Annotated in this window: 19 protein-coding genes and 1 riboswitch; of the genes, 9 read left to right on the top strand and 10 right to left on the bottom strand. The window is 70.8% G+C overall.

Annotation, left to right across the window (positions count from 1 at the left end):
- Positions 1-261: 261 nt before the first annotated feature.
- On the bottom strand, positions 262-1,473 hold the full coding sequence (fahA, locus tag AAW13_RS07705) for a fumarylacetoacetase (protein WP_046726532.1): 1,212 nt from the start codon (positions 1,471-1,473) through the stop codon (positions 262-264).
- Between the two features lie 275 nt (positions 1,474-1,748).
- Here fahA and AAW13_RS07700 point away from each other — a divergent pair, with 275 nt between their 5' ends.
- Complete coding sequence (locus AAW13_RS07700) at positions 1,749-2,993, top strand: carboxylate--amine ligase (RefSeq protein WP_046726427.1); 1,245 nt, start codon at positions 1,749-1,751, stop codon at positions 2,991-2,993.
- A gap of 116 nt (positions 2,994-3,109) precedes the next feature.
- On the opposite strand, the gene AAW13_RS46580 is transcribed toward AAW13_RS07700, so the two are convergent.
- Positions 3,110-3,700: a hypothetical protein gene (locus AAW13_RS46580; RefSeq protein ID WP_240528558.1), complete on the bottom strand. Its 591-nt coding sequence runs from the start codon at positions 3,698-3,700 to the stop codon at positions 3,110-3,112.
- A gap of 145 nt (positions 3,701-3,845) precedes the next feature.
- Between AAW13_RS46580 and AAW13_RS07690 the strand changes: the two genes are divergently transcribed.
- Positions 3,846-4,652, top strand: a complete 807-nt coding sequence (locus AAW13_RS07690) for an HAD family hydrolase (protein WP_046726426.1) — start codon at positions 3,846-3,848, stop codon at positions 4,650-4,652.
- 13 nt (positions 4,653-4,665) lie between these two features.
- Here AAW13_RS07690 and AAW13_RS07685 read toward each other — a convergent pair whose 3' ends face one another.
- Positions 4,666-5,148 (bottom strand): transglycosylase SLT domain-containing protein, encoded by a 483-nt coding sequence (locus AAW13_RS07685; protein WP_046726425.1) that lies wholly within the window; start codon positions 5,146-5,148, stop codon positions 4,666-4,668.
- A gap of 3 nt (positions 5,149-5,151) precedes the next feature.
- A riboswitch (cyclic di-AMP (ydaO/yuaA leader) is annotated at positions 5,152-5,350 on the bottom strand.
- Positions 5,351-6,355: 1,005 nt separating this feature from the next.
- Between AAW13_RS07685 and AAW13_RS07680 the strand changes: the two genes are divergently transcribed.
- The 5 genes from AAW13_RS07680 (at position 6,356) to AAW13_RS07660 (ending at position 12,113) form a co-directional block, all read left to right on the top strand.
- The gene (locus AAW13_RS07680) at positions 6,356-7,366 is read left to right on the top strand and encodes a polyprenyl synthetase family protein (protein ID WP_046726424.1); all 1,011 of its coding nucleotides are present in this window, start codon (positions 6,356-6,358) and stop codon (positions 7,364-7,366) included.
- A gap of 153 nt (positions 7,367-7,519) precedes the next feature.
- The gene (locus AAW13_RS07675) at positions 7,520-8,449 is read left to right on the top strand and encodes a CHRD domain-containing protein (RefSeq protein WP_046726423.1); all 930 of its coding nucleotides are present in this window, start codon (positions 7,520-7,522) and stop codon (positions 8,447-8,449) included.
- 319 nt (positions 8,450-8,768) lie between these two features.
- A complete protein-coding gene (locus tag AAW13_RS07670) occupies positions 8,769-10,019 on the top strand; it encodes a LolA family protein (protein ID WP_046726422.1) in 1,251 nt (416 codons plus the stop codon).
- A gap of 131 nt (positions 10,020-10,150) precedes the next feature.
- The gene (locus tag AAW13_RS07665) at positions 10,151-11,209 is read left to right on the top strand and encodes an ABC transporter ATP-binding protein (RefSeq protein WP_107483270.1); all 1,059 of its coding nucleotides are present in this window, start codon (positions 10,151-10,153) and stop codon (positions 11,207-11,209) included.
- Entirely contained in the window at positions 11,196-12,113 is a 918-nt protein-coding gene (locus AAW13_RS07660; protein WP_046726421.1) for an ABC transporter permease, read from the top strand. Before AAW13_RS07665 ends, AAW13_RS07660 begins: the two co-directional genes overlap by 14 nt.
- 54 nt (positions 12,114-12,167) lie before the next feature.
- Here AAW13_RS07660 and AAW13_RS07655 read toward each other — a convergent pair whose 3' ends face one another.
- Positions 12,168-12,755 (bottom strand): flavodoxin family protein, encoded by a 588-nt coding sequence (locus AAW13_RS07655; RefSeq protein ID WP_046726420.1) that lies wholly within the window; start codon positions 12,753-12,755, stop codon positions 12,168-12,170.
- 308 nt (positions 12,756-13,063) lie between these two features.
- Between AAW13_RS07655 and AAW13_RS07650 the strand changes: the two genes are divergently transcribed.
- Complete coding sequence (locus AAW13_RS07650) at positions 13,064-14,323, top strand: hypothetical protein (RefSeq protein ID WP_046726419.1); 1,260 nt, start codon at positions 13,064-13,066, stop codon at positions 14,321-14,323.
- Positions 14,324-14,434: 111 nt separating this feature from the next.
- On the opposite strand, the gene AAW13_RS07645 is transcribed toward AAW13_RS07650, so the two are convergent.
- The 3 genes from AAW13_RS07645 to AAW13_RS07635 form a co-directional block, all read right to left on the bottom strand.
- Positions 14,435-14,899, bottom strand: coding sequence for a VOC family protein (locus AAW13_RS07645; RefSeq protein WP_046726418.1), 465 nt, complete (start codon positions 14,897-14,899; stop codon positions 14,435-14,437).
- A gap of 31 nt (positions 14,900-14,930) precedes the next feature.
- Complete coding sequence (rarD, locus tag AAW13_RS07640; protein ID WP_107483271.1) at positions 14,931-15,836, bottom strand: EamA family transporter RarD; 906 nt, start codon at positions 15,834-15,836, stop codon at positions 14,931-14,933.
- Positions 15,837-16,060: 224 nt separating this feature from the next.
- Complete coding sequence (locus AAW13_RS07635) at positions 16,061-16,915, bottom strand: SDR family oxidoreductase (RefSeq protein WP_046726417.1); 855 nt, start codon at positions 16,913-16,915, stop codon at positions 16,061-16,063.
- A 92-nt stretch (positions 16,916-17,007) separates the two neighbouring features.
- Here AAW13_RS07635 and AAW13_RS07630 point away from each other — a divergent pair, with 92 nt between their 5' ends.
- Entirely contained in the window at positions 17,008-17,406 is a 399-nt protein-coding gene (locus tag AAW13_RS07630) for a winged helix-turn-helix transcriptional regulator (protein ID WP_046726416.1), read from the top strand.
- Between the two features lie 141 nt (positions 17,407-17,547).
- Here the strand turns inward: AAW13_RS07630 and AAW13_RS07625 are convergent, their stop codons facing one another.
- The 3 genes from AAW13_RS07625 to AAW13_RS07615 all read right to left on the bottom strand — a co-directional run bounded on the left by AAW13_RS07625 (position 17,548) and on the right by AAW13_RS07615 (position 21,458).
- Entirely contained in the window at positions 17,548-18,618 is a 1,071-nt protein-coding gene (locus AAW13_RS07625; protein ID WP_046726415.1) for a 2-oxoacid:ferredoxin oxidoreductase subunit beta, read from the bottom strand.
- Positions 18,611-20,551 (bottom strand): 2-oxoacid:acceptor oxidoreductase subunit alpha, encoded by a 1,941-nt coding sequence (locus tag AAW13_RS07620; RefSeq protein ID WP_046726414.1) that lies wholly within the window; start codon positions 20,549-20,551, stop codon positions 18,611-18,613. Before AAW13_RS07620 ends, AAW13_RS07625 begins: the two co-directional genes overlap by 8 nt.
- Positions 20,552-20,750: 199 nt before the next feature.
- On the bottom strand, positions 20,751-21,458 hold the full coding sequence (locus AAW13_RS07615) for a response regulator transcription factor (protein ID WP_276207586.1): 708 nt from the start codon (positions 21,456-21,458) through the stop codon (positions 20,751-20,753).
- Between the last annotated feature and the right edge of the window lie 85 nt (positions 21,459-21,543).

Here is a 21,543-nt window from a genome sequence, read left to right as displayed (position 1 = left end):
CGCGCGCCGCCGCCTCGCACCGTGCGCGTACGAGCGCGTCGCATGGTGCGTGTTACGCCAGTATGACGGTGAGAGGCGCCTGGAGTCAGGTGCCGACGAGGATCCGGGCTCGAGGATCCGCGCTCTCTCCTCCATCCGGGAATCGTCTCCATGGTCCCGCCACGCCCGCCGTACGCACCCGTCCTCGATGCCCCTTCCGCGCGCACCGTGCCACCGTGCCAGCGCGCCCCGCCGCCCCGGATCAGGTGCGCCGGCCGCCCGTCACCCCGCCACGATCCGCCCGCTGACGTCTCCGAGCCCGACCCGGCTCCCGCCCGGCCCCGGAGCCCACGCCGACAGGGTCACCACGTCACCGTCCTCCAGGTAGGTCCGCTTCCCGTCGGGGAGTTCGAGCGGGTCCTGTCCGTTCCAGGTCAGCTCCAGCAGCGAGCCGCGTTCCCCGGGCTCCGTGCCGCTCACCGTGCCGGAGCCGTACAGGTCGCCGGTGCGCAGCGAGGCGCCGTTGACGGTCAGGTGGGCGAGTTGCTGGGCGGCGGTCCAGTACATGGTGGAGAACGGTGGCTCGGACACCGTCTGCCCGTTGATGGCGATCGAGATCCGCAGGTCGTAGCCGGTGGGTTCCTCGGTGGAGTCGTCGAGGTACGGCAGCAGCGGATGCGTCCGCCGGGGCGGGGCCACCCGTGCCTCCTCCAGTGCCTCCAGCGGGGTGATCCACGCCGAGATCGAGGTGGCGAACGACTTGCCGAGGAACGGGCCGAGCGGGACGTACTCCCAGGCCTGGATGTCACGTGCCGACCAGTCGTTCAGGAGCGTGAGTCCGAACACGTGGTCCCGGAAGTCGCCCAGCGCGACGGGTTCGCCGTGCCGCGACGGCGCGCCGACGACGAAGCCCACCTCGGCCTCGATGTCCAGCCGTACCGACGGTCCGAACACCGGTGCCGGGTCCGAGGGCGCCTTCCGCTGGCCCGACGGTCGCACGACGTCCGTTCCCGACACCACGACCGTGCCCGCGCGGCCGTGGTAACCGATCGGCAGGTGCTTCCAGTTGGGGGTGAGCGGCTCGGCGGCGTCGGGGCGGAAGATGCGGCCGGCGTTCCGGGCGTGGTTCTCGGAGGCGTAGAAGTCGACGTAGTCGGCGACCTCGAAGGGCAGGTGGAGAGTCACCTCGGACAGCGGGTGGAAGAGGGGTTCGAGCGTCGCGCGGTGCGCGGGGACGCTCACCCACGCGGTCACTGCGCGCCGTACGTCCGACCAGGTGGTGCGGCCCGCCGCCAGCAGCGGGTTCAGGGTCGGGCGGGCGAGCAGGGAGGCGTACGGGGAGCCGAGGGCCAGGGCCGCGGCTCCGGCGTCCAGGACGTGGTCACCGAGCCGGACGCCGACCCTCCGGTCCGTGCTCCCAGAGGTCGAGAACACGCCATACGGAAGGTTGTGCGGGCCGAAGGGGTCACCCTCGGGGACCTCGAAGGGGGGCAAGGGGGGCATGGGGTGGCTGCCTCGCTCTCATCCGTGCCGCTTGGGATTGGCCATGTGGGGACACGGCCAGGGCGTTGCGCGGCATTCCATGTGGTCGCGCCACACGTTACGGGTGAGTTGGCTGTCGTGGCAGTGTCTAAAGAGTTCGCAATGTCCGAATAGACCTTGTCGGAGGGTGCAATTCCGGCTTAGCGTCCTTTGGGGGACACGGACGGGGTGGGTCCGGTCTGTAGGGGGGACACGTGGGGGGACCCGTGGCCAGGAATGCCGTCGGCGTGCCGTTCGAGGCGGACCGCGACGTGCCGGGCCTGATCGTCAAGTTCGGCGACTATCCGCTGCACCACGGCGGAGTCGGCGCGATTCGCAGTCTGGGGCGCCTCGGCGTGCCCATGTACGCGATCACGGAGGACGCGTACACACCGGCGGCCTCGTCCCGTTATCTGGAACGGGCGTTCGTGTGGCCTACGACAGGCGCCGAGGAACCGGACCGTCTCGTCGAGGGACTGCTGCGCGTCGGCCGCCGTATCGGCCGGCCGGCCGTGCTGATCCCCACCGACGAGGAGGCCGCCGTCCTGATCGCCGAGCATCAGGACGCACTCGGCGAGCGTTTCCTCTTCCCGCGCGTGGAGCCCGGGCTGCCGCGTCGGCTGGCCAGCAAGCAGGGGCTGCACGAACTGTGCGTGGAACACGGCATCCCCAGTCCGGAAGCAGCGTTCCCGCAGTCGTACGAGGAGATCGTCGACTTCGCGGAGAAGGCGCGCTTCCCGATCGTGGCCAAGAACCGAGAGGCGTTCGTCCGGCGCGAACGGCCCGCCGTCAACGGAACGACGCGGATCGCCACCCGGGAGGGTCTGCTCACCCTCGCCCGCGACTGGGGCACCCCTCCGGGCGTCATCCTCCAGGAGTACCTGCCGCGAGAGGAGGCGGAGGACTGGATCGTGCACGCCTACTTCGACGCCGACTCCACCCCGCGCGCCCTGTTCACCGGAGTGAAGGTCCGGTCGTGGCCGCCGCACGCGGGCATGACCGCGAACGCGTACGTCGTCGACAATCCGGAACTCGCCGACCTCGCCGCGCGTTTCATCAAGCAGATCGGCTTCACCGGCATCATCGACCTGGACCTGCGCTTCGACCGGCGTGACGGGCGCTACAAGCTGCTCGACTTCAACCCGCGCATGGGCGCCCAGTTCCGGCTCTTCGAAAGCGAGTCGGGTGTGGACGTGGTCCGTGCCATGCACCTGGACCTGACCGGACGCCGAGTTCCGGAGGGGGAACAGCGAGCCGGCCACCGGTACGTCGTGGAGAACATCGACCTGCCCGCCCTCCTGGCGTACCGCCGCAGCGGCTACACGACACCGCACGCGCCCGGGCGGCCGAGCGGGACCGAACTGGCCTGGTTCGCGGGTGACGACCCGATGCCGTTCGTCACGATGCTCGCGCGCTTCGTGCGACCGGGCGCGAAGCACCTCTACCAGCTCTGGCGCACCAACCGCCGGGGCTCCGGCACGATCACGAGGTAGCCCACCAGGAGGTAGCCCACCACGAGGCAGCCCGGCCACGTGGCAGCCCGGCCACAAGGCAGGGCCCCGCGTTCCCGAGAGGGACGCCGGGCCCTCCTCGGCCCGTCGCGGGTCGGCTACCCCTCTCCCTCGGCCCGCTGCCAGGCCAGGAACCTTTCGATCAGCGCGGGCGGGTTGGCCGCCTCGGTGGCCTCCACCTCCCACCCCGGGCAGTACATGTCGAACACCACCACCGGCAGCGGCCGGCCGAGGGCCCTCTCGATGCGGCCCCCGGCATGCAGATCACGGGCCAGCTGTATACACGCGTCCGCGAAGTGCAGCCCCAACAGTTCGTGCTTCGCGTCCAGTTCGGCGTCCTCGGCGCCCCCGTCGAACCAGAGTCCGAGCTCCCGCACCTCCTCGACGTACAACGCGCCCCCGGCCGGGTCCTCCGGGCAGTTGCCCAGCATCTCGAAGCCGTCGAGAAGCCAGTACGCGTAGTGCCAGCGCGCCTCGCCCGGATCCGCCAGACGTCTTTCGGCCTCGTACTGGCGCTCGGTGTTGTAACCGATCGCCACATACGGTCTGCGTTTGTCGTCGTCCACACGCCAGATACGGAACGACAGTGCGTAGATCTCGGTCCGCAGCTCCGCCGGGAACCGCTCCAGCACCCCGGTCGAGGCATCCAGGAGATACGCCCGCAGATCTCCCGTCCCGTCCGTCACCACGACCGCCCCCGTCAGCTCGGTGCCACCAGATCACCGTGAACGTAACCGGCCACACCGACAACGCCCCATCACCGAGGCGGCGGACGCCACTTGAGGCCGAAACGCACAGTGAGTCCCTGGGGCGTGCTGTCCGTATTCTCTGATCATGGTCGCACCCTCCCCGTACTCACTGATCGCCACCGACCTGGACGGCACGCTGCTGCGCGCCGACGACACCCTCTCGGACCGGTCGCTCGCCGCGCTCGCACGGGCCGGCCGGGCCGGCGCCACGCACCTCGTGGTGACGGGCCGCCCCGCGCCGAGAGTGCGCCCGCTCCTCGACGACCTCGGCTGCACGGGACTCGCGGTCTGCGGCCAGGGCGCGCAGGTGTACGACGCCGGCGCGCACCGTCTGCTGTGGTCGGTCACCCTGGACCGGGAGCTGGCGGAGACCGCGCTCGGCAAGATCGAGGCGGAGGTCGGCCAGGTGTACGCGGCGGTCGACCAGGACGGCGTGGACGGGCTCACGCTCATCGAACCGGGCTACCTGATGCCCCACCCCACGCTGCCCGCGCTGCGCGTCGACCGGCGTGACGACCTGTGGTGCGCGCCCATCAGCAAGGTGCTGCTGCGCCACCACGCCCTGTCCGACGACGAACTGGCGGCGACCGCCCGCGCGGTGGTGGGTTCGCTGGCGACGGTCACCATGTCGGGACCGGGGACCGTGGAACTCCAGCCGTGCGGGGTGACCAAGGCGACCGGTCTCGCGCTGGCCGCCGATCATCTGGGGCTGAGCCCCGACGGGGCCATCGCGTTCGGTGACATGCCCAACGACATCCCGATGTTCGACTGGGCCGCCCACGGGGTGGCGATGGCCAACGCGCACCCCGAACTCAGGGCGAGGGCGGACGAGATCACCACGTCGAACGAGGACGACGGCATCGCCGTCGTCCTCGAAAGACTCTTCGTCTGATACGGGGCGTCGGTCAGTACGCGCCGTAGACGTTGTCGATGGACCCGTACCGCGCGGCGGCGTAGTTGCACGCGGCGGTGATGTTCGCGACCGGGTCGTAGATGTCGAACGACGTGCCGGCCACGTGGTAGGCGTTGAACGTCGGGTCGATCACCTGGAGCAGGCCCTTGGAGGGGATGCCGGCGGCGGCGTTGGAGTCCCAGAGGTTGATGGCCCTCGGGTTGCCGGAGGACTCGCGGATCACGTTCCGGTAGATGCCGTTGTAGGAGCCCGGAATGCTCTTCTCGCGCATGATCGCGAGCGATTCGCGGATCCAGCCGTCGAGGTTGTTCGGGTACCCGGCGGGCGTCGTCGAGACCGTCGGGGTGGTGGCGGGAGTGGCGGCCGAGGCGGCGGTCGCGCCGATGAGCGGAAGGGCGAGCACGGCGGCGCCGGTACCGACGGCGGCGAGCGTGCGGGCGATGCGGGTGCGGCGGAGCTGGGCGGCAGCGGGCATGGCGTGGTTCCTCTCCGTCGCCTGCGAGGTGAGCTGTCGGGTTCGGGCCCGGGGAGTGCCCCGCCGCGCCGCCCGAAGGCGATGCGACTTCACCCCTAGCCGTTCCGGAAACGACGTCGGTCGATGACGTCGGCCGCCCGGTCCGGCGACTTACCTGGGTCCCCCGCTCCTGCCGTACGAATGAACTCGTCGATGGGTTACGACGGGCGGCGGCAGGATTCGGCGTCCGCCCGGCGAGCGGGAACGTATGCGAGAGCACATGTCCGGAACAAGGGGTGGATTCACACAACACACCGATTGACCTTTGTCTGAGGCGTATGGGGCACTTGATCCTTTGCGGTCGCCAAGCCCCAACTGGCGCACAGGGAAAGGAAAGGAAGGGGCGCCTCAGGGCGCTTGCGGCATATCGCCCCGAGTGACCTACTTCACGAAACAGCAATTGCGGTAAAACGGACATGAGGGATTCATGGAATGCGCCCGTGACGCCCCTTCGTGGCTTGCGAAGTGGTCCGGGGTGCACGGGATTTCAGAGATTGTCCAAATTGTCATATTAAATTTGGATTGGGATTCTCGGGGGCGATTCGACCGTTCCGGGATTGTTTGCGCCCTGCTCCTCTTGCCGCCTCGCGGGGCTCCGGACGGGGGTGCGTGCCATCGGCCGCACCTGGCTGACGTGTTGACGGATGCGTGCGTCAAGGCCGGGGGAGAGGCCGGGAGTTACGGCGCGGAACCGCGCGTGATTCTGGTCACCCGAAAGGGGGCGGGGGCGTCGCCGGAGGTGTGTCGGCCCGCCGCCTCGACGGGAGGCGGTGGGGTCGCCGTGCGCGCGCCCGTACGGGCGCCCGTGATGAGGGTGAGGGGGCAGGTGTGAGGTGCCCCCGTTCGGGCACGGGGTGTCCCGGCGGCTTCGGTGTGCGGCGAAGGGGGTACGCCCGGGCGGGTGACATCGGCCGAGGGGGGGGCGCGGGCGGGACACGACGTAAGCCGTGATCCGGGACAAGCGCCCGCGGTTCCTGTTAAGTCGGTGGATATCGGGTCGTATCAGCTGATCAAAAACATACCGGTCGTGATCCGATAGCGCCCGGGGTGTAACCGTGGGCGCTATCGGTGATCGAAACCTGACCGGATACGCTGACTTGAGTGAGGGCAGCGACCTATCGACAAACCGTGTAATCGCCAGTAGACACCAGCAGACAGGAGATCCCTCGTGACCGTCGTCGGGCCGTTCGGGCTGAGCGTGCGGGACCAGGCTCTGGAAGCCGATGTCCAGGCCGGATTGACGGCTGTCGAGGAAGGCTTGCTAGAGGCCACCAAGAGCGAGGTCCCGTTCATCACGGAGGCCGCACAGCATCTCGTGCGGGCCGGCGGGAAGCGGTTCCGGCCGCTGCTGGTGATGCTCGCCGCGCAGTTCGGTGACCCCTATGCGCCGGGTGTCGTGCCGTCGGCCGTCGTCGTCGAGCTGACCCACCTCGCCACCCTGTACCACGACGACGTCATGGACGAGGCCACCGTGCGGCGCGGTGTCGACAGCGCCAACACCCGCTGGGGCAACTCCGTCGCCGTCCTCACCGGCGACTTCCTGTTCGCCCGCGCCTCGCAGATCCTCGCCGACCTCGGGCCCGAGGCGGTCCGGGTCCAGGCCCTCGCGTTCGAGCGGCTGGTGACCGGCCAGATCCTGGAGACCGCGGGCCCGTCGGACGGGCGTGACCCGGTCGACCACTACCTCGACGTCCTCGGCGGCAAGACGGGCTCCCTGGTGGCTGTCTCCTGCCGCTTCGGCGCGATGATGTCCGGCGCCGACGAGACGGTCGTGGACGTCCTCACCCAGTACGGCGAACGGCTCGGCGTCGCCTTCCAGCTCGCCGACGACGTCCTGGACATCGCCTCCGACTCGCACGAGTCCGGGAAGACCCCCGGCACGGACCTCCGGGAGGGCGTCCCCACGCTGCCCGTGCTGCGGCTGCGGGAGCGGGCGGCCCGGCTTGGGCTGGCCGAGGACATCGCGCTGTGCGAGCTGCTGGACGCCGATCTGACGGACGACGCCCGGCATGCGCGCGCGCTGGCCGGGCTGCGGGCGAATCCGGCGCTGGAGGAGGCGCGGCGGGACGCCGTCCGGTACGCGGAGGAGGCGCGGGCCGCGCTGGCGCCGCTGCCGGAGTGCGACCCGAAGGCCGCGCTGGTGGAGATGTGCGACGCGGTGGTGCACCGGGCCGGCTAGGTCCGCGGGTCCCTCGGGTGAGTCCGCGAGTGGGCATTCCAAGGTGACCTACGTCACATTGTTGGACTGAGTCCAATCTGCGACTCGTTCCGTACCTCTCCCCAGAAGCTGACGCAGGGGGCGTCGGCTGACACAGGGGGAGAAATCGGAATCATGGTCGTCCATGCCACGCGCCGTACGAGTCTCGTCGTCGCCGTCACCGTGACCGCGCTCAGTGCTGCCGTCGTCCCGGCGGCAGCCGCCACCAGCCACCGTTCCGACCGTTCCACCGGCTCCGTCGTCCTCGCCGCCAGTCTGCGCGGCGCCGCCGAGGTGCCCGTCGCCGGCGCACCCGCCGTCGGGGACAAGGACGGCGCCGCACTGGAGTTCATCCAGGTCAAGGGGGACAAGGTGACCGTCGCCGTGACCTGGCGCGGCACCGGCAGGCCCACCGGTCTGCACATCCACCAGGGCGCCAAGGACACCAACGGCGGTGTCGTGATCGACTTCGGGAAGCTGCTGAAGAAGATCAAGGGCCATACCGTCACCGGCAGCGTCAAGGTCACCGACCGGGCCCTGCTCGGGCGCCTCACCGCCGACCCGGGCGCCTTCTACGCCAACCTGCACACCGCCGAGTTCCCCGGCGGAGCCGTCCGCGGCCAACTGCACGCTGTCACGACGGTCTCCGATCTGAAGGGCGGCGGTTTCCAGGCCTCCGTGGTCACCGGTCGGCAGATCTACGAGTGCAAGGCCGCCGACGGCGGCGGCTACGCCTTCGCCCAGCGTGACGTCAGCGCCAAGCTCGGCGGCGGCATCCGTCACTCCTTCGTCGCGCCGGACTCCGGCACCCCGCAGTGGGTGGCGCCCGACGGCAGCGCGGTCACCGGAGCGGTCCTGACCAAGACACCCAACGGCACCGGGAACATCCCCGAACTGGACCTCAGGGCCACCCCGTCCGGCAAGAAGCACGGGCTCCTCGCGCACACCGTCGAGATCCTGCGCCTGAACACCGCCGGCGGCGTCGCGCCGGCGGGCTCCTGCACCCCGGGCGCCGTCGTCGGTGTCCCGTACCGCGCGGACTACGTGTTCGTGCAGCACCGCTGACCCGCCCCGACAAGCAGTGCCCTGCGAGCCCGGACAGGCCCCGCAAGGTGGTCTGAGCAGCGAGACCGGACCCTCTCGCCCGGCTCACCGGAGGCGCCTTCCCCGTACGACCCCTACGGGTCGGGGGAGGCGCCCGCACCCTCGTATCATACCGCAGGCGTACGCGGAGTTGGCTCCCCGGTCTGACGCTTACCGGCCCCCGATTTGGTGAGATGGAAACCACGGAAATCACCACCACTCACCGATTCGGGTGAGAATGGCGGCTCAGGGTGGGACACGTGCGAGGACGGCCGCCGCCGACGACGGAGGTAAGGCACACATGGCACCGTACGAATCCGACGACAGCACGGAGACCGTGCAGGCCGACGACGAACGGCGCGCCGAGCGGCGCCGCAAGGCCACACGGTACGTCGTGCCGGTCGCGGTGATGGGCGTGGCCGCGGCCACGATCGGCCTGGTCCCGGCGCTCGCCGACTCCGGTGACCCCGACCTGCCGAAGATCACCGCGCAGGAACTCATCGACAAGATCGCCAAGTCGGACGTGCAGCAGCTGTCCGGCACCGTGAAGATCAGCACGGACCTCGGGCTGCCCGACCTCGGCGGCCTGGAGAACAGCCTGATGTCCGGCGCCGCCCAAGGCGGCGGGGGCGACTCCTCCGCCGACCCGACCGCCAAACTCACCGAGCTCGCCTCGGGCACGCACACCCTGCGCGTGGCCGCCGACGGCCCTGAGAAGCAGAAGGTCTCGCTCCTGGAGAGCGGCGCCGAGTACAGCCTCATCCACAACGGCACGGACGTCTGGGGCTACGACAGCAAGTCCAACGAGGTCTACCACTCCACCGCCGCCGACTCCGGCAAGGAGCAGCACGAAACCCCGGCCACGCCCAAGGACTTCGCCGACGAGGTCCTCAAATCGGTCGACGACACCACGTCGGTGAAGGTCGACGGCACCGCCCAGGTGGCCGGCCGGGACGCCTACCGCCTGGTCATCAAGCCCAAGCAGTCCGGTACGACGGTGGGCGCGATCAGCATCGCGGTGGACGCCAAGACCGGTACGCCGCTGAAGTTCACGCTCACCCCGTCGAGCGGCGGCGCGGCCGTCGTGGACGCCGGCTACACCCAGGTCAGCTTCGCCAAGCCGGCCGCGTCCACCTTCGACTTCACCCCGCCCAAGGGCGCCAAGGTCACCGAGGGCGACAAGGCCGACCGGACGGGCGGGTCCGACCGGCACGGCGACAGCGGCGAGAGCGGCAAGGGCAGCGGGACGCCCGGCAACGGCGCCCCCAAGGACCTGGCGAAGGACGGCTTCGACGTCCTCGGCAAGGGCTGGAACTCCATAGCCGTCCTCGACTCCGGCAGCAAGGGCGGCCTGCCCACGGGCTCCGCCTCCGGCAAGGCGGGCGACCTGAGCGGCTTCCTCGGCTCGCTCGGCGACCCGGTCTCCGGAAAGTTCGGCAAGGGCACCGTCTTCTCCACCCGGCTGATCAACGCGCTGATCACGGACGACGGCAAGGTGTACGTCGGCGCCGTGGACAAGGCGGCCCTGGTGAAGGCGGCGAACGCGGGCTAGCCCCTGGCGAGGGCGGCGAACGCGGGTTAGCCCCTGGTGAGGGCGGCGAACGCGGGCTCGCGAGGGGTCGGCACAGGGGCACAGGGTACGGCCGTACCCTGTGCCGCAGGCCAGGACGAATCGAGGAGCCGATGGACCGACCGTCCGCCACGGAGCGGCAGCCGGAGGACCCGGGCCCGGCCGACGACGTCCTGGGGGAGGCCGCTCCGGAGGGCGCCGCCTCCGAGGGCGACGCGTCGGGCGACGACGCCTCGGCGGGCGGGAGCGTCATCGCCACCCGCGGCCTCACCAAGCGCTACGGCGGCGGACAGCTCGCCGTGGACGGTCTCGACCTGACCGTCCCGGCGGGCAGCGTCTTCGGCTTCCTCGGTCCGAACGGCTCCGGCAAGACCACCACCATCCGCATGCTGATGGGCCTGATCACGCCGACCTCGGGCACCGCCCGGGTCCTGGGCCGCCCCATGCCGCGCGCCTCCCGTGCCGTCCTGCCGCAGGTCGGCGCCCTCATCGAGGGCCCCGCGCTGTACGGCTTCCTCTCCGGCCGGGACAACCTGCTCCGGTACGACGCCGCCGACCCGACCGCCGACCCGCGCACCCGGCGGGCGCGGGTCGGGGCAGCGCTGGACCGGGTGGGTCTGACGGCCGCCGCGGCGAAGAAGGCGCGAGCCTACTCCCTGGGCATGAAGCAGCGTCTGGGGCTGGCCGCCGCGCTGCTCCAGCCCCGGAAGCTGCTGGTCCTGGACGAGCCGACCAACGGTCTCGACCCGCAGGGCATGCGGGAGATCCGCTCCCTGGTGCGGGAACTCGCCGGAGACGGTACGACCGTGTTCCTCTCCTCCCACCTCCTCGACGAGATCGAGCAGGTCTGCACCCACGCGGCGGTGATGGCGCAGGGCCGGCTGATCACCCAGGGCGCGGTCGCCGACCTGGCGGCCGGGGCCCGCGGCCGGCTCGCGGTGACCACCCCGGACCCAGGGGAGGCGGTCCGCGTGCTCAAGGAGCAGGGCGTCACCGACGTGGTCGTGACGGAAGACCGGGTGACCGGCGAACCGCCCGAGCGCGACCTGGCCGAGGTGAACGCGGCGCTCGTCGCGGCGGGCGTCAGGGTCCGCGGCTTCACGGTCGAACGGGCCTCGCTGGAGGACGCCTTCGTGGCACTGACCGGAGAGGGCTTCGATGTCGCAGGCTGACGTGACGGCCGTACCGAACCCGGCCGTACCGAACCCGGCCGCACCGGATCCGGTCGTACGGCCGAACCCGCTGTGGACCCTCGGGCTGCTGCGCAGCGAACTGGTCACCACCCTGCGGCGGTGGCGGACCCTCGCGCTGCTGGGCGTGCTGGCCGCGGTGCCGATCCTGGTCGGCATCTCCGTGAAGATCGAGACGAGCGGCGACGGGCCGGGCGGCCGGGACGGCGGCGCGGGGCCCGCGTTCATCTCGCAGGTCACCAACAACGGGCTGTTCCTGGTGTTCACCGCGCTGGCCGCGACCCTGCCGTTCTTCCTGCCGATGGCCGTCGGAGTGGTGGCCGGCGACGCGATCGCGGGCGAGGCCAACGCGGGCACCCTGCGCTATCTCCTGGTCGCCCCCGCCGGCCGCACCCGCCTGCTGCTCGCCAAGTACGCGACGACGATGGCCTTCTGCCTGCTCGCCACCCTGGTGGTGGCGGGTTCCGCCCTCGCCGTGGGTGCGCTGCTGTTCCCCCTCGGTGACCTGACGACCATCTCGGGCACGCAGATCTCCTTCACCGAGGGACTCGGCCGCGCCCTGCTGATCGCGCTGGTGGTCGCCGCCTCACTGACCGGCATCGCCGCGCTCGGCCTGTTCGTCTCCACGCTCACCAACAGCGGTATCGCGGCGATGGCGACGACCGTCGGCCTGCTCATCACCGTCCAGATCCTCGACCAGATACCCCAGCTGCACGCACTCCAGCCGTACTTCTTCTCGCACTACTGGCTGTCCTTCGCCGATCTCGTGCGCGATCCCGTCTACTGGCACGACCTGATCAGGAACCTGGAACTGCAAGCCCTGTACGTGGCGGTGTTCGGTTCGGCGGCATGGGCGCGCTTCACGACGAAGGACATCGCCGCGTAGTCCGGGCGTACTCCGGCCGCCGCCGCACGCGCCACGGGGCGTCGGTGGCCGCACTCAGGCCGACGCGTGGGCGAACCGGGCCGGGGGAGCCTCCCCGGTGAAGAACTCCTTGGCCCGGGCCAGCGCCGCGGCGTCCCGGAGCACGTCACCGCGGGCGCTGCCGTTGCCGAGCAGCACACCGCCGAAGCGCATGCCCAGATAGGCGGCCGAGTTGTGGAGCAGGCCGGCGTACGGGTCCGCGACCGACGGCTCGTGGTCCGCCAGCGCGGCGACTCCCCACAGGGTGCGTCCCGCCATGGTCTGCTTGAAGTCGACGCCGGGCGTGCGCAGCCAGCCCGACCAGTAGTCCAGGTAGCGCTTGGTGAGGCCGGACACCGAGTACCAGTACACCGGCGAGGCGATCACGATGTCCGTCGCCGCGAGCGTGGCGTCGAGCAGCAGGCCGGCTGCGCTGTCCGAGGGCGCGCGCACATGGTCGCTGTCGCGTCGCAGGTCCACGAAGTCCGGCAGCGGATGCTCGGCGAGGCTGATCCACTGCTGCTCGACGTCGACGGGCAGTTGTTCGGCGGCTCGGCGGGCCAGGAGTTCGGTGTTGCCGTCCGAGCGGGCGCTGCCCAGCACGAACAGGAAACGGCGCGTCATGAGATCCCCCAGGTGAACAGCGTGCAGTGAATAGAGGCGTATGCATCTTATGTGCATGCATTGAATTAGGCCAGGGGTCAGGTGGTCAGCGGGCCAGCGGGCCAGGCGACCAGGGGTCGGGGCGCCAGGGGCCAGGCGGCCGGCGGGGCAGGGGGCAGGGGCCCAGGGGCCGGTGGCCACCACCGCATGGCGGCCCCTTCCTGATGCGAGGCTGTGACGTCGTGGTGACGCGTGAGCCGGGGCGAGCGGCCAGACTGGACGGTACGCACGGGTACGACCGGACGGTGACGCCGGGGGAATGAGGGCCGATGTCCCGACTCAGCCGCGAGACGAAGCGGGAAGCTCAGCAGGACGCCGAGCCGGCGGAACCGGTCGAGGTCCGTGTGACGGGCGGTGGCGCCACCGTGGACGGCGTACCGCTGTTCCCGGCACCCGGAGAGGAACCGCAGCAGACGGTGCTCAACCACCTCCAGCGCCTCGCCCGCGCCGGCGGCCGTCCCGTCCTCGCCACCGTCCATGACGCCCGTATCGGCTTTGTCGTCAGCCTCCGGGTAAACCTGGACGGCTCCAGCAGCTTCACCGGTGAGCCGGTGCGGATGGCCGTACCCGCGGAGCCGAACGCGGCCGTGCCGGTCCGGTCCGAGGCGTCGGAGCGGCGGCCCCAGGAGGACCGGCGGGCCGCTGGGCTGCGGGTCGTCGAGGAGCCGGCGATCGCACAGGCACCGCCGGCGTCGCCGCCCGCGTTCCCGCCACGAGTGGTGCCGGTGCCGGAGCCGGAGCGGTCGGCGCCGGTGCCGGAGCGGCCCGCGCCGGTGTCGGACCCGGTGGCCCTCGGCGCGGTCCGGCCGCCGACCGGGGTCTTCGGGCCGCCGCCCGCCATGGGCGGGACGTTCGTCCCGGCGGCCGTACCGGCCCAGGCGCTCAACGGGCCCCGGTCGGTGTCCCGCCCGGATACGCGTCCCCAGCCCCGCCCCGAGCCCCTCATCTCTCCCGAGGCCGTCCGCGCCCTCGACCCCGACCCCAGGCACACCCCGGCCCGCGGGTTCGACGCGGTCGCCGAGGAGGTGCTCGGGGACGAGCCGGTGACCGTGACCGTCGAGGGGGCCGCGCTGCTCACCGAGTCGGTGGCGCGCATCAACGAGGCCGTCCGGACGGGCCGTATCGAGAGGGCCGCCGAACTCGCGGAGCAGACGGTCGCCGAGGCCGCCGCCGCGTTCGGCGAGGAGCACACCGAAGTACTGCACCTGCGCGGACTGACCGCGTACATCGCCTACCTGGCGGGCGATCCGGAGCGCGCCTTCCATCTCTCCCTGGAGCTGGCCCGGCAGCACCGTCGGGCGGGCGACGGCGAGGGCGCGTACGGCAACGTGCGCAGCGCGGCCACCGCGTGGCGCGCGGTACGCGATCCGGAGTACGGACTCCGCCTCGGCCGTGACCTGATCGACCTGTGGAGCGGACTCACCACCGAGGAGGGCCCGGCGGCCGACGACGTGGAGGAACTGGACTCGGCCCGCGCCCGGATGACCCGCCTGACGGAACGCGCCCGCCGCGCGGCGGAGAACGCCTGAGCCGCCTCGGGGCCCCGCCGGGCCCGCCCCGGATCCGGCACGACATGCACGACATGCGCGACATACCGGCACGCACGCCCCGGCACCGCACCGCACAGCCCGGTGAGACCGCTACTGCACGCAGAACTCGTTGCCCTCCGGGTCGGCCATCACCGTCCACGCGCCGGCCGGCTCGGAGACGTGCCGCAGCACCGTCGCGCCCAGCGCCTCCAGGCGTGCCACCTCCTCCGACCGCGTCCCGTCCCCGGCGTGCAGGTCGATGTGGAGCCGGTTCTTGCCGGCCTTCGCCTCCGGCACCCGCTGGAACAGCAGCCGCCGCCCCAGCCCCGTCCCGCGCTCCTCGTCGTACGGGTCGTCCGGGTGCCGTACGGCGACGAGATCGCGGAAGGCGGCGCGGCCGTGGTACTCGACGGTGGCGGCACCGGGCAGCGCACCCGACTCCAGCAGGTGCTCGACGAGCGCGCTGTTGTCCTCGGCCACGTAGTGCAGCGCGGCGGCCCAGAAGTCGGCCTGCCCGTGCGGGTCACGGGCGTCGACGACGAGCTTCCAGTGCAGGGGTGCGGGCGTCTGCGTCATGCCGCCCACTTATAGCCGACGGCGCCGGGCCTCACACCGGACTCGCGGGACTCTCCGCCGCAGGTGCCGCGGGCCGTGGTAGGGCCGCTGCCGCCGCGAGCGCCCGCGCGGCACGGCGGGCGGTGCGCAGCGCGTCCCAGGTGAGCAGCGAGAGGGCGAGCCAGACGAGCGCGAAACCGGCCCAGCGTTCGACGGGCATGGCCTCATGGAAGTAGACGATGCCGAGCAGGAACTGGAAGACCGGCGCGAGGTACTGAAGGAGGCCCAGCGTGGAGAGCGGGACGCGGATCGCGGCGGCGCCGAAACAGACCAGCGGGACGGCGGTGACGATGCCGGTGGAGGCCAGCAGGGCCGCGTGCCCGGCGCCGTCGTCGAGGAAGCTGGAGTCGCCGTGGCCGGCCAGCCACAGCAGATAGCCGAGCGCGGGCAGGAACTGGATCGCGGTCTCCGCCGCGAGTGACTCCACGCCGCCGAGGTTGACCTTCTTCTTGACGAGACCGTAGGTGGCGAAGGAGAAGGCGAGGGTGAGGGAGATCCACGGCGGCTGCCCGTAGCCGACGGTCAGGACGACGACCGCGGCGAAGCCGACGCCCACCGCCGCCCACTGCGCGGGCCGCAGGCGCTCCTTCAGCAGCAGCACGCCCATGGCGATGGTGACCAGCGGGTTGATGAAGTAGCCGAGGGAGGCCTCCACCACGTGGCCGGCGTTCACGGCCCAGATGTAGACGCCCCAGTTGACGGTGATCACGGCGGCGGCGACCGCCACCAGGGCAAGTCGGCGCGGCTGGCGCAGCAGTTCGCCGGCCCAGGCCCAGCGTCGTACGAAGGCCAGGGCGGCGGCGACGAAGAGCAGGGACCACACCATGCGGTGGGCGAGGATCTCCACCGACCCGGCGGGCTTCAGCAGCGGCCAGAAGAGCGGGACCAGCCCCCACATCCCGTAGGCGGCGATGCCGTTGAGCAACCCCGTCCGCTGCTCACCCTTCGACTCGCCCTGTGATCCACCCTCGGATGTCTCGGCACCCTTCGATATCCCGGCCACCGGCCCTCCTCGTCCCCTGATTCATCGCATCTGGACGAAGGTAGCGCCGAGCGCCCCGGTCTGTCATGGCCGTATCGGTATACGGTCATGACAGACCGGGGCGAGGTCGTCGGGGCAGGTCAGCCCTTGAGTGCGGCGGCGACGGCCTCCGAGATCGGGGAGGTCGGGCGGCCGGCCAGCCGGGAGAGGTCACCGGAGTCGACGACGAGCTCGCCCTTGGCGATCGACGCGTCGACGTCGACCAGGATCCCCGCGAAGAACTCGGGCACGCCGGCGCCGGTGAGGATGCCCTGGAGCACCTCGCCGGGCACGGAGTTGTAGGCGATCTCCTTGCCGGTCTGCTCGGCGACCACGGCCGCGTACTCGGCGAAGCTCCAGGCGGTGTCGCCGCCCAGTTCGTACGTCTGGTTCTCGTGGCCCTCGCCGGTCAGCACGGCGACCGCGGCGGCCGCGTAGTCCGCGCGGGACGCCGAGGAGACCCGGCCCTCACCGGCGGCCGCGACGACCGCGTTGTGCTCCAGGACCGGTGCGAGGTTCTCGGTGTAGTTCTCGTGGTACCAGCCGTTGCGCAGCAGGGTGTACGGCAGACCGGAGGCGAGCAGCGCCTTTTCGGTGGTGCGGTGGTCGTCCACCAGGGTGGCCTTCAGGCTGCCCGGGGCGCTGGTGTACGCGAGCAGGGCCACACCGGCCGCCTTGGCCGCGTCGATGACGACCTGGTGCTGCGCGGGACGGCCCTTGTCGAACTCGTTGCCGGAGATCAGCAGCACCTTGTCGTCGGCGGCGAACAGGCCGTCGAAGGTCTCGGGGGTGTTGTAGTCCGCGACGGCGATCTTCACGCCCTTGGCCGCGAAGTCGGCGGCCTTGGTCTCGTCGCGCACGACGGCGGTGATCTGCTCGGCCGGGACCTTCTCCAGCAGCTGGTTCACGACGTGGCGGCCGAGGTGTCCGGTGGCTCCGGTGACGACGATGCTCATGGTGTGCGATCTCCTTGTGGGGTTCCGTTGTCACTAACCCTAGGAGGTGCGCTAACCAGAAGAAAGTACCCACTTTGAAGTAAGGTACTGGCATGGTCGTAAGCATCCCCGAAGGTGGTCCCGGCACCGGGAAGTACGTCGTCGCCGAGGCGATGTGCCCGTACCGGCTGGTCCTGGAGCACGTCACCAGCCGTTGGGGCGTCCTGGTCCTCATCGAACTCCTCGACCGCCCCTACCGCTTCAGCGAGCTGCGCCGCGCGATCGGCCGGGTCAGCGAGAAGATGCTGACCCAGACGCTCCAGACGCTGGAACGGGACGGTCTCGTCCACCGCGACGCCAAACCCGTCATCCCGCCCCGCGTCGACTACTCCCTCACCGACCTCGGCCGCGAGGCCGCCCAGCAGGTACGGGACCTGGCCCTGTGGACCGAGCGGCGGATGGCGGACGTGGAACGCGCGCGCGAGGCCTACGACGAGGCGAAGAAGGCCTGACGCACGAGCCGCGGCCGGAGAGGGCCTGACGCGCGAACCACAGCCGAAGGAGGCCTGACGCGTGAACCGCGGCCGGAGAAGGCCTGACGTGCGAGCGGGGTCCGGACGTGTCGTCCGGACCCCGCTCGCGGCCGCCTGCGGTCAGCCGACGACCGTCCAGGTGTCCCCGCCGGCCAGCAGCGCCGCGAGGTCGCCCTTGCCGTGCTGTGCGACGGCGGTGTCCAGCTGCTCGGACATCTGCACGTCGTAGACGGGCCTTTCCACCGCGCGGAAGACACCGACGGGCGTGTTGTGCAGGGTGTCCGGGTCGGCCAGCCGGGACAGCGCGAAGGCCGTGGTGGGGGAGGGGGAGTGGGCGTCGTGGACGAGGATCTCGGACTCGTTGTCCGCCGTCACGTCGACCACCCTCAGGTCACCGGTGAGCCGGTCCCGTACCACCCCGCGCGCGCGGTCCGCGCCGAAGCGGATGGGCTGCCCGTGCTCCAGGCGGATCATCGCCTCCTCGGCCGACTGCTTGTCCTTGAGGGCGTCGAAGGCCCCGTCGTTGAAGATGTTGCAGTTCTGGTAGATCTCGATCAGGGCCGTGCCCGGGTGCGCGGCGGCCGCGCGCAGCACCTCGGTGAGGTGCTTGCGGTCGGAGTCGATGGTGCGCGCGACGAAGGAGGCCTCGGCGCCGATCGCCAGGGACACCGGGTTGAACGGGGCGTCCAGCGAACCCATCGGTGTCGACTTGGTGATTTTCCCGACCTCCGAGGTCGGTGAGTACTGGCCTTTCGTCAACCCGTAGATGCGGTTGTTGAAGAGGAGGATCTTCAGGTTGACGTTGCGGCGCAGCGCGTGGATGAGGTGGTTGCCGCCGATGGACAGGGCGTCACCGTCACCCGTGACGACCCACACCGACAGATCCCGCCGACTGGTCGCCAGACCGGTCGCGATCGCCGGCGCCCGGCCGTGGATGGAGTGCATCCCGTAGGTGTTCATGTAGTACGGGAAACGGGACGAGCAGCCGATCCCGGAGACGAAGACGATGTTCTCCCTCGCCAGCCCCAGTTCCGGCATGAAGCCCTGTACGGCCGCCAGGATCGCGTAGTCACCGCAGCCCGGGCACCAGCGGACCTCCTGGTCCGACTTGAAGTCCTTCATGGACTGCCTGGCCTCGGCCTTGGGCACGAGCTGGAGCAGCCCTTCGGTGGCGTCCGTCACGTCAGTCATGGATGGCCTCCTTGAGCGCCGCGGCGAGCTGCTCGGCCTTGAACGGCATGCCGTTGACCTGGTTGTACGAATGCGCGTCCACCAGGTACCTCGCCCGGATGAGGGTGGCGAGCTGACCGAGGTTCATCTCGGGGATCACCACCTTGTCGTAGCTCTTGAGGACGGCGGCGAGGTTCTTCGGGAACGGGTTCAGGTGACGCAGGTGCGCCTGCGCGATCGCCTCACCGGCCGCGCGCAGCCGCCGTACCGCCGCAGTGATCGGTCCGTACGTGGAGCCCCAGCCCAGCACCAGGGTCCGCGCGCCGTCCGGGTCGTCGACCTCGACGTCGGGCACCTCGATACCGTCGATCTTGGCCTGCCGGGTGCGGACCATGAAGTCGTGGTTGGCGGGGTCGTACGAGATGTTGCCGGTGCCGTCCTGCTTCTCGATGCCGCCGATGCGGTGTTCGAGGCCGGGCGTGCCGGGGACCGCCCAGGGCCGGGCGAGGGTCTGCGGGTCGCGTTTGTACGGCCAGAAGACCTCGGTGCCGTCGTCGAGGGTGTGGTTGGGGCCGTCGGCGAACTGCACCCGCAGGTCGGGGAGCTCGGTGAGCTCCGGGATCCGCCAGGGCTCGCTGCCGTTGGCCAGGTAACCGTCGGACAGGAGCATCACGGGGGTGCGGTACGTCAGCGCGATCCTGGCCGCCTCCAGCGCCGCCTCGAAGCAGTCGGCGGGGGTCCGCGGGGCGATCACCGGGACCGGCGCCTCGCCGTTGCGGCCGTACATCGCCTGGAGCAGGTCCGCCTGCTCGGTCTTGGTCGGCAGACCGGTGGACGGCCCGCCGCGCTGGATGTCGACGACCAGCAGCGGCAGCTCCAGGGAGACCGCGAGTCCGACCGTCTCCGCCTTCAGGGCCACCCCGGGACCGGACGTCGTCGTCACCGCGAGCGCACCGCCGAACGCCGCCCCCAGCGCCGCCCCGATACCGGCGATCTCGTCCTCCGCCTGGAACGTCCGCACGCCGAAGTTCTTGTGCTTGGACAGCTCGTGCAGGATGTCGGAGGCCGGGGTGATCGGGTACGACCCGAGGAACAGCGGCAGATCCGCCTGCCGGCTCGCCGTGACCAGGCCGTAGGCCAGGGCCAGGTTCCCCGAGATGTTCCGGTAGGTGCCGACCGGGAACGCGGTGGTCGCCGGCGCGATCTCGTACGAGACCGCGAAGTCCTCGGTCGTCTCGCCGAAGTTCCAGCCCGCGCGGAAGGCCGCCAGGTTGGCTTTCATGACCTCGGGTTTGCGGGCGAACTTCTGCGCGAGGAACTTCTCCGTGCCCTCGGTGGGCCGGTGGTACATCCATGACAAGAGGCCGAGCGCGAACATGTTCTTGCTGCGCTCGGCCTCTTTGCGGGTGAGGTCGAATTCCTTCAGTGCCTCCACGGTCAGCGTGGTCAGCGGCACCGGGTGGAGGCTGTACCCGTCGAGCGAGCCGTCCTCCAGGGGCGAGGTGTCGTAGCCGACCTTCTGCATCGCCCGTTTGGTGAACTCGTCCGTGTTGACGATGATCTCCGCGCCGCGCGGCAGATCGCCGATGTTGGCTTTCAGCGCGGCCGGGTTCATCGCGACCAGCACGTTCGGCGCGTCCCCGGGGGTGAGGATGTCGTGGTCGGCGAAGTGCAGCTGGAAGGACGAAACCCCCGGCAGAGTGCCTGCGGGGGCCCGGATCTCGGCCGGGAAGTTCGGGAGGGTCGAGAGGTCGTTTCCGAAGGACGCGGTCTCCGACGTGAACCGGTCTCCGGTGAGTTGCATACCGTCACCCGAGTCCCCCGCGAACCGGATGATCACCCGGTCCAGGCGCCGGACGGATTTGACGCCGCCCGGCTTGCGCTGCTCTCCGACGACGGTTCCGTCGGCGGTTCCATCGGCCTGTTCCGTTGTCCTGCTGACCTGGCTGGTCACTGAACTGGACCTCCTTCGAGGCGGCTGTCCGGGCCTGGCCGTCCCACGGACCATCCCACCTTCAACCCTACGTCGGTTAGGGTCGCCTTCCCGTGTCCGCTCGCATGCTGGACGGCTCTTCGAGACGACCTGTCGCCCTGACTTGTCATGATTTTCCCTCCCCTGGGCTGCCTTCCGGTGCCGACACGGTGGCCGCCCGTCAGGAGTTCAGATAGGTGAGAACGGCCAGAACGCGCCGGTGGTCACCGTCGCTCGGGGAGAGGCCCAGCTTGAGGAAGATGTTGCTGACGTGCTTCTCGACGGCCCCGTCGCTCACGACCAGCTGCCGCGCGATAGCCGAGTTCGTCCGACCCTCGGCCATCAGCCCCAGCACCTCCCGCTCCCGCGGGGTCAGCCCGGCCAGCACGTCCTGCTTGCGGCTGCGCCCGAGCAACTGCGCCACGACCTCGGGATCGAGCGCCGTACCCCCCTCGGCGACCCGCACCACCGCGTCCACGAACTCCCGCACCTCGGCGACCCGGTCCTTCAGCAGATACCCCACGCCCCGGCTGGAACCGGCCAGCAGTTCGGTGGCGTAGCGCTCCTCGACGTACTGCGACAGCACCAGCACCCCGAGCCCCGGATGCGCCTTCCGCAGCCGTACGGCCGCCCGCACCCCTTCGTCGGTGTGCGTCGGCGGCATCCGTACGTCCGCCACCACGACGTCCGGCAGCGCCTCCTGCGCGTCCAGCTCGGCGATGGTCTTGACCAGCGCCTCCGCGTCTCCGACGCCCGCGACCACGTCATGTCCGCGGTCGGTCAACAGCCGGGTCAGCCCCTCCCTGAGCAGCACGGAATCCTCGGCGATGACCACCCGCACCCTGTCCTCCACGATCTCCCGGCCCCCCACACCCCGTCCGGCGTACATGCCTGCCCTGTCCGAAAGTCCAGCATTCCAGCATTCGGATCGGAGTGCGTGCGAGTAAGGGGAGGTCGCTGGCCAAAACAGGCCG

Source organism: Streptomyces humi, assembly GCF_001005085.2.
GTDB classification, from domain to species: Bacteria; Actinomycetota; Actinomycetes; order Streptomycetales; family Streptomycetaceae; genus Streptomyces; species Streptomyces humi.
Note: the sequence above shows the minus strand (reverse complement) of the source record. Positions and strands in the feature narration are given on the sequence as shown.

Bases quoted from the DNA above. Each gene is read 5' to 3' on its own strand.
- AAW13_RS07690 (WP_046726426.1), top strand. From the start codon at position 3,846: ATGGTCGCACCCTCCCCGTACTCACTGATCGCCACCGACCTGGACGGC.
- AAW13_RS07685 (WP_046726425.1), bottom strand. From the start codon at position 5,148: ATGCCCGCTGCCGCCCAGCTCCGCCGCACCCGCATCGCCCGCACGCTC.
- AAW13_RS07675 (WP_046726423.1), top strand. From the start codon at position 7,520: ATGGTCGTCCATGCCACGCGCCGTACGAGTCTCGTCGTCGCCGTCACC.
- AAW13_RS07670 (WP_046726422.1), top strand. From the start codon at position 8,769: ATGGCACCGTACGAATCCGACGACAGCACGGAGACCGTGCAGGCCGAC.
- AAW13_RS07665 (WP_107483270.1), top strand. From the start codon at position 10,151: ATGGACCGACCGTCCGCCACGGAGCGGCAGCCGGAGGACCCGGGCCCG.
- AAW13_RS07660 (WP_046726421.1), top strand. From the start codon at position 11,196: ATGTCGCAGGCTGACGTGACGGCCGTACCGAACCCGGCCGTACCGAAC.
- AAW13_RS07655 (WP_046726420.1), bottom strand. From the start codon at position 12,755: ATGACGCGCCGTTTCCTGTTCGTGCTGGGCAGCGCCCGCTCGGACGGC.
- AAW13_RS07650 (WP_046726419.1), top strand. From the start codon at position 13,064: ATGTCCCGACTCAGCCGCGAGACGAAGCGGGAAGCTCAGCAGGACGCC.
- AAW13_RS07645 (WP_046726418.1), bottom strand. From the start codon at position 14,899: ATGACGCAGACGCCCGCACCCCTGCACTGGAAGCTCGTCGTCGACGCC.
- rarD (WP_107483271.1), bottom strand. From the start codon at position 15,836: ATGTGGGGGCTGGTCCCGCTCTTCTGGCCGCTGCTGAAGCCCGCCGGG.
- AAW13_RS07635 (WP_046726417.1), bottom strand. From the start codon at position 16,915: ATGAGCATCGTCGTCACCGGAGCCACCGGACACCTCGGCCGCCACGTC.
- AAW13_RS07630 (WP_046726416.1), top strand. From the start codon at position 17,008: ATGGTCGTAAGCATCCCCGAAGGTGGTCCCGGCACCGGGAAGTACGTC.
- AAW13_RS07625 (WP_046726415.1), bottom strand. From the start codon at position 18,618: ATGACTGACGTGACGGACGCCACCGAAGGGCTGCTCCAGCTCGTGCCC.
- AAW13_RS07615 (WP_276207586.1), bottom strand. From the start codon at position 21,458: ATGTACGCCGGACGGGGTGTGGGGGGCCGGGAGATCGTGGAGGACAGG.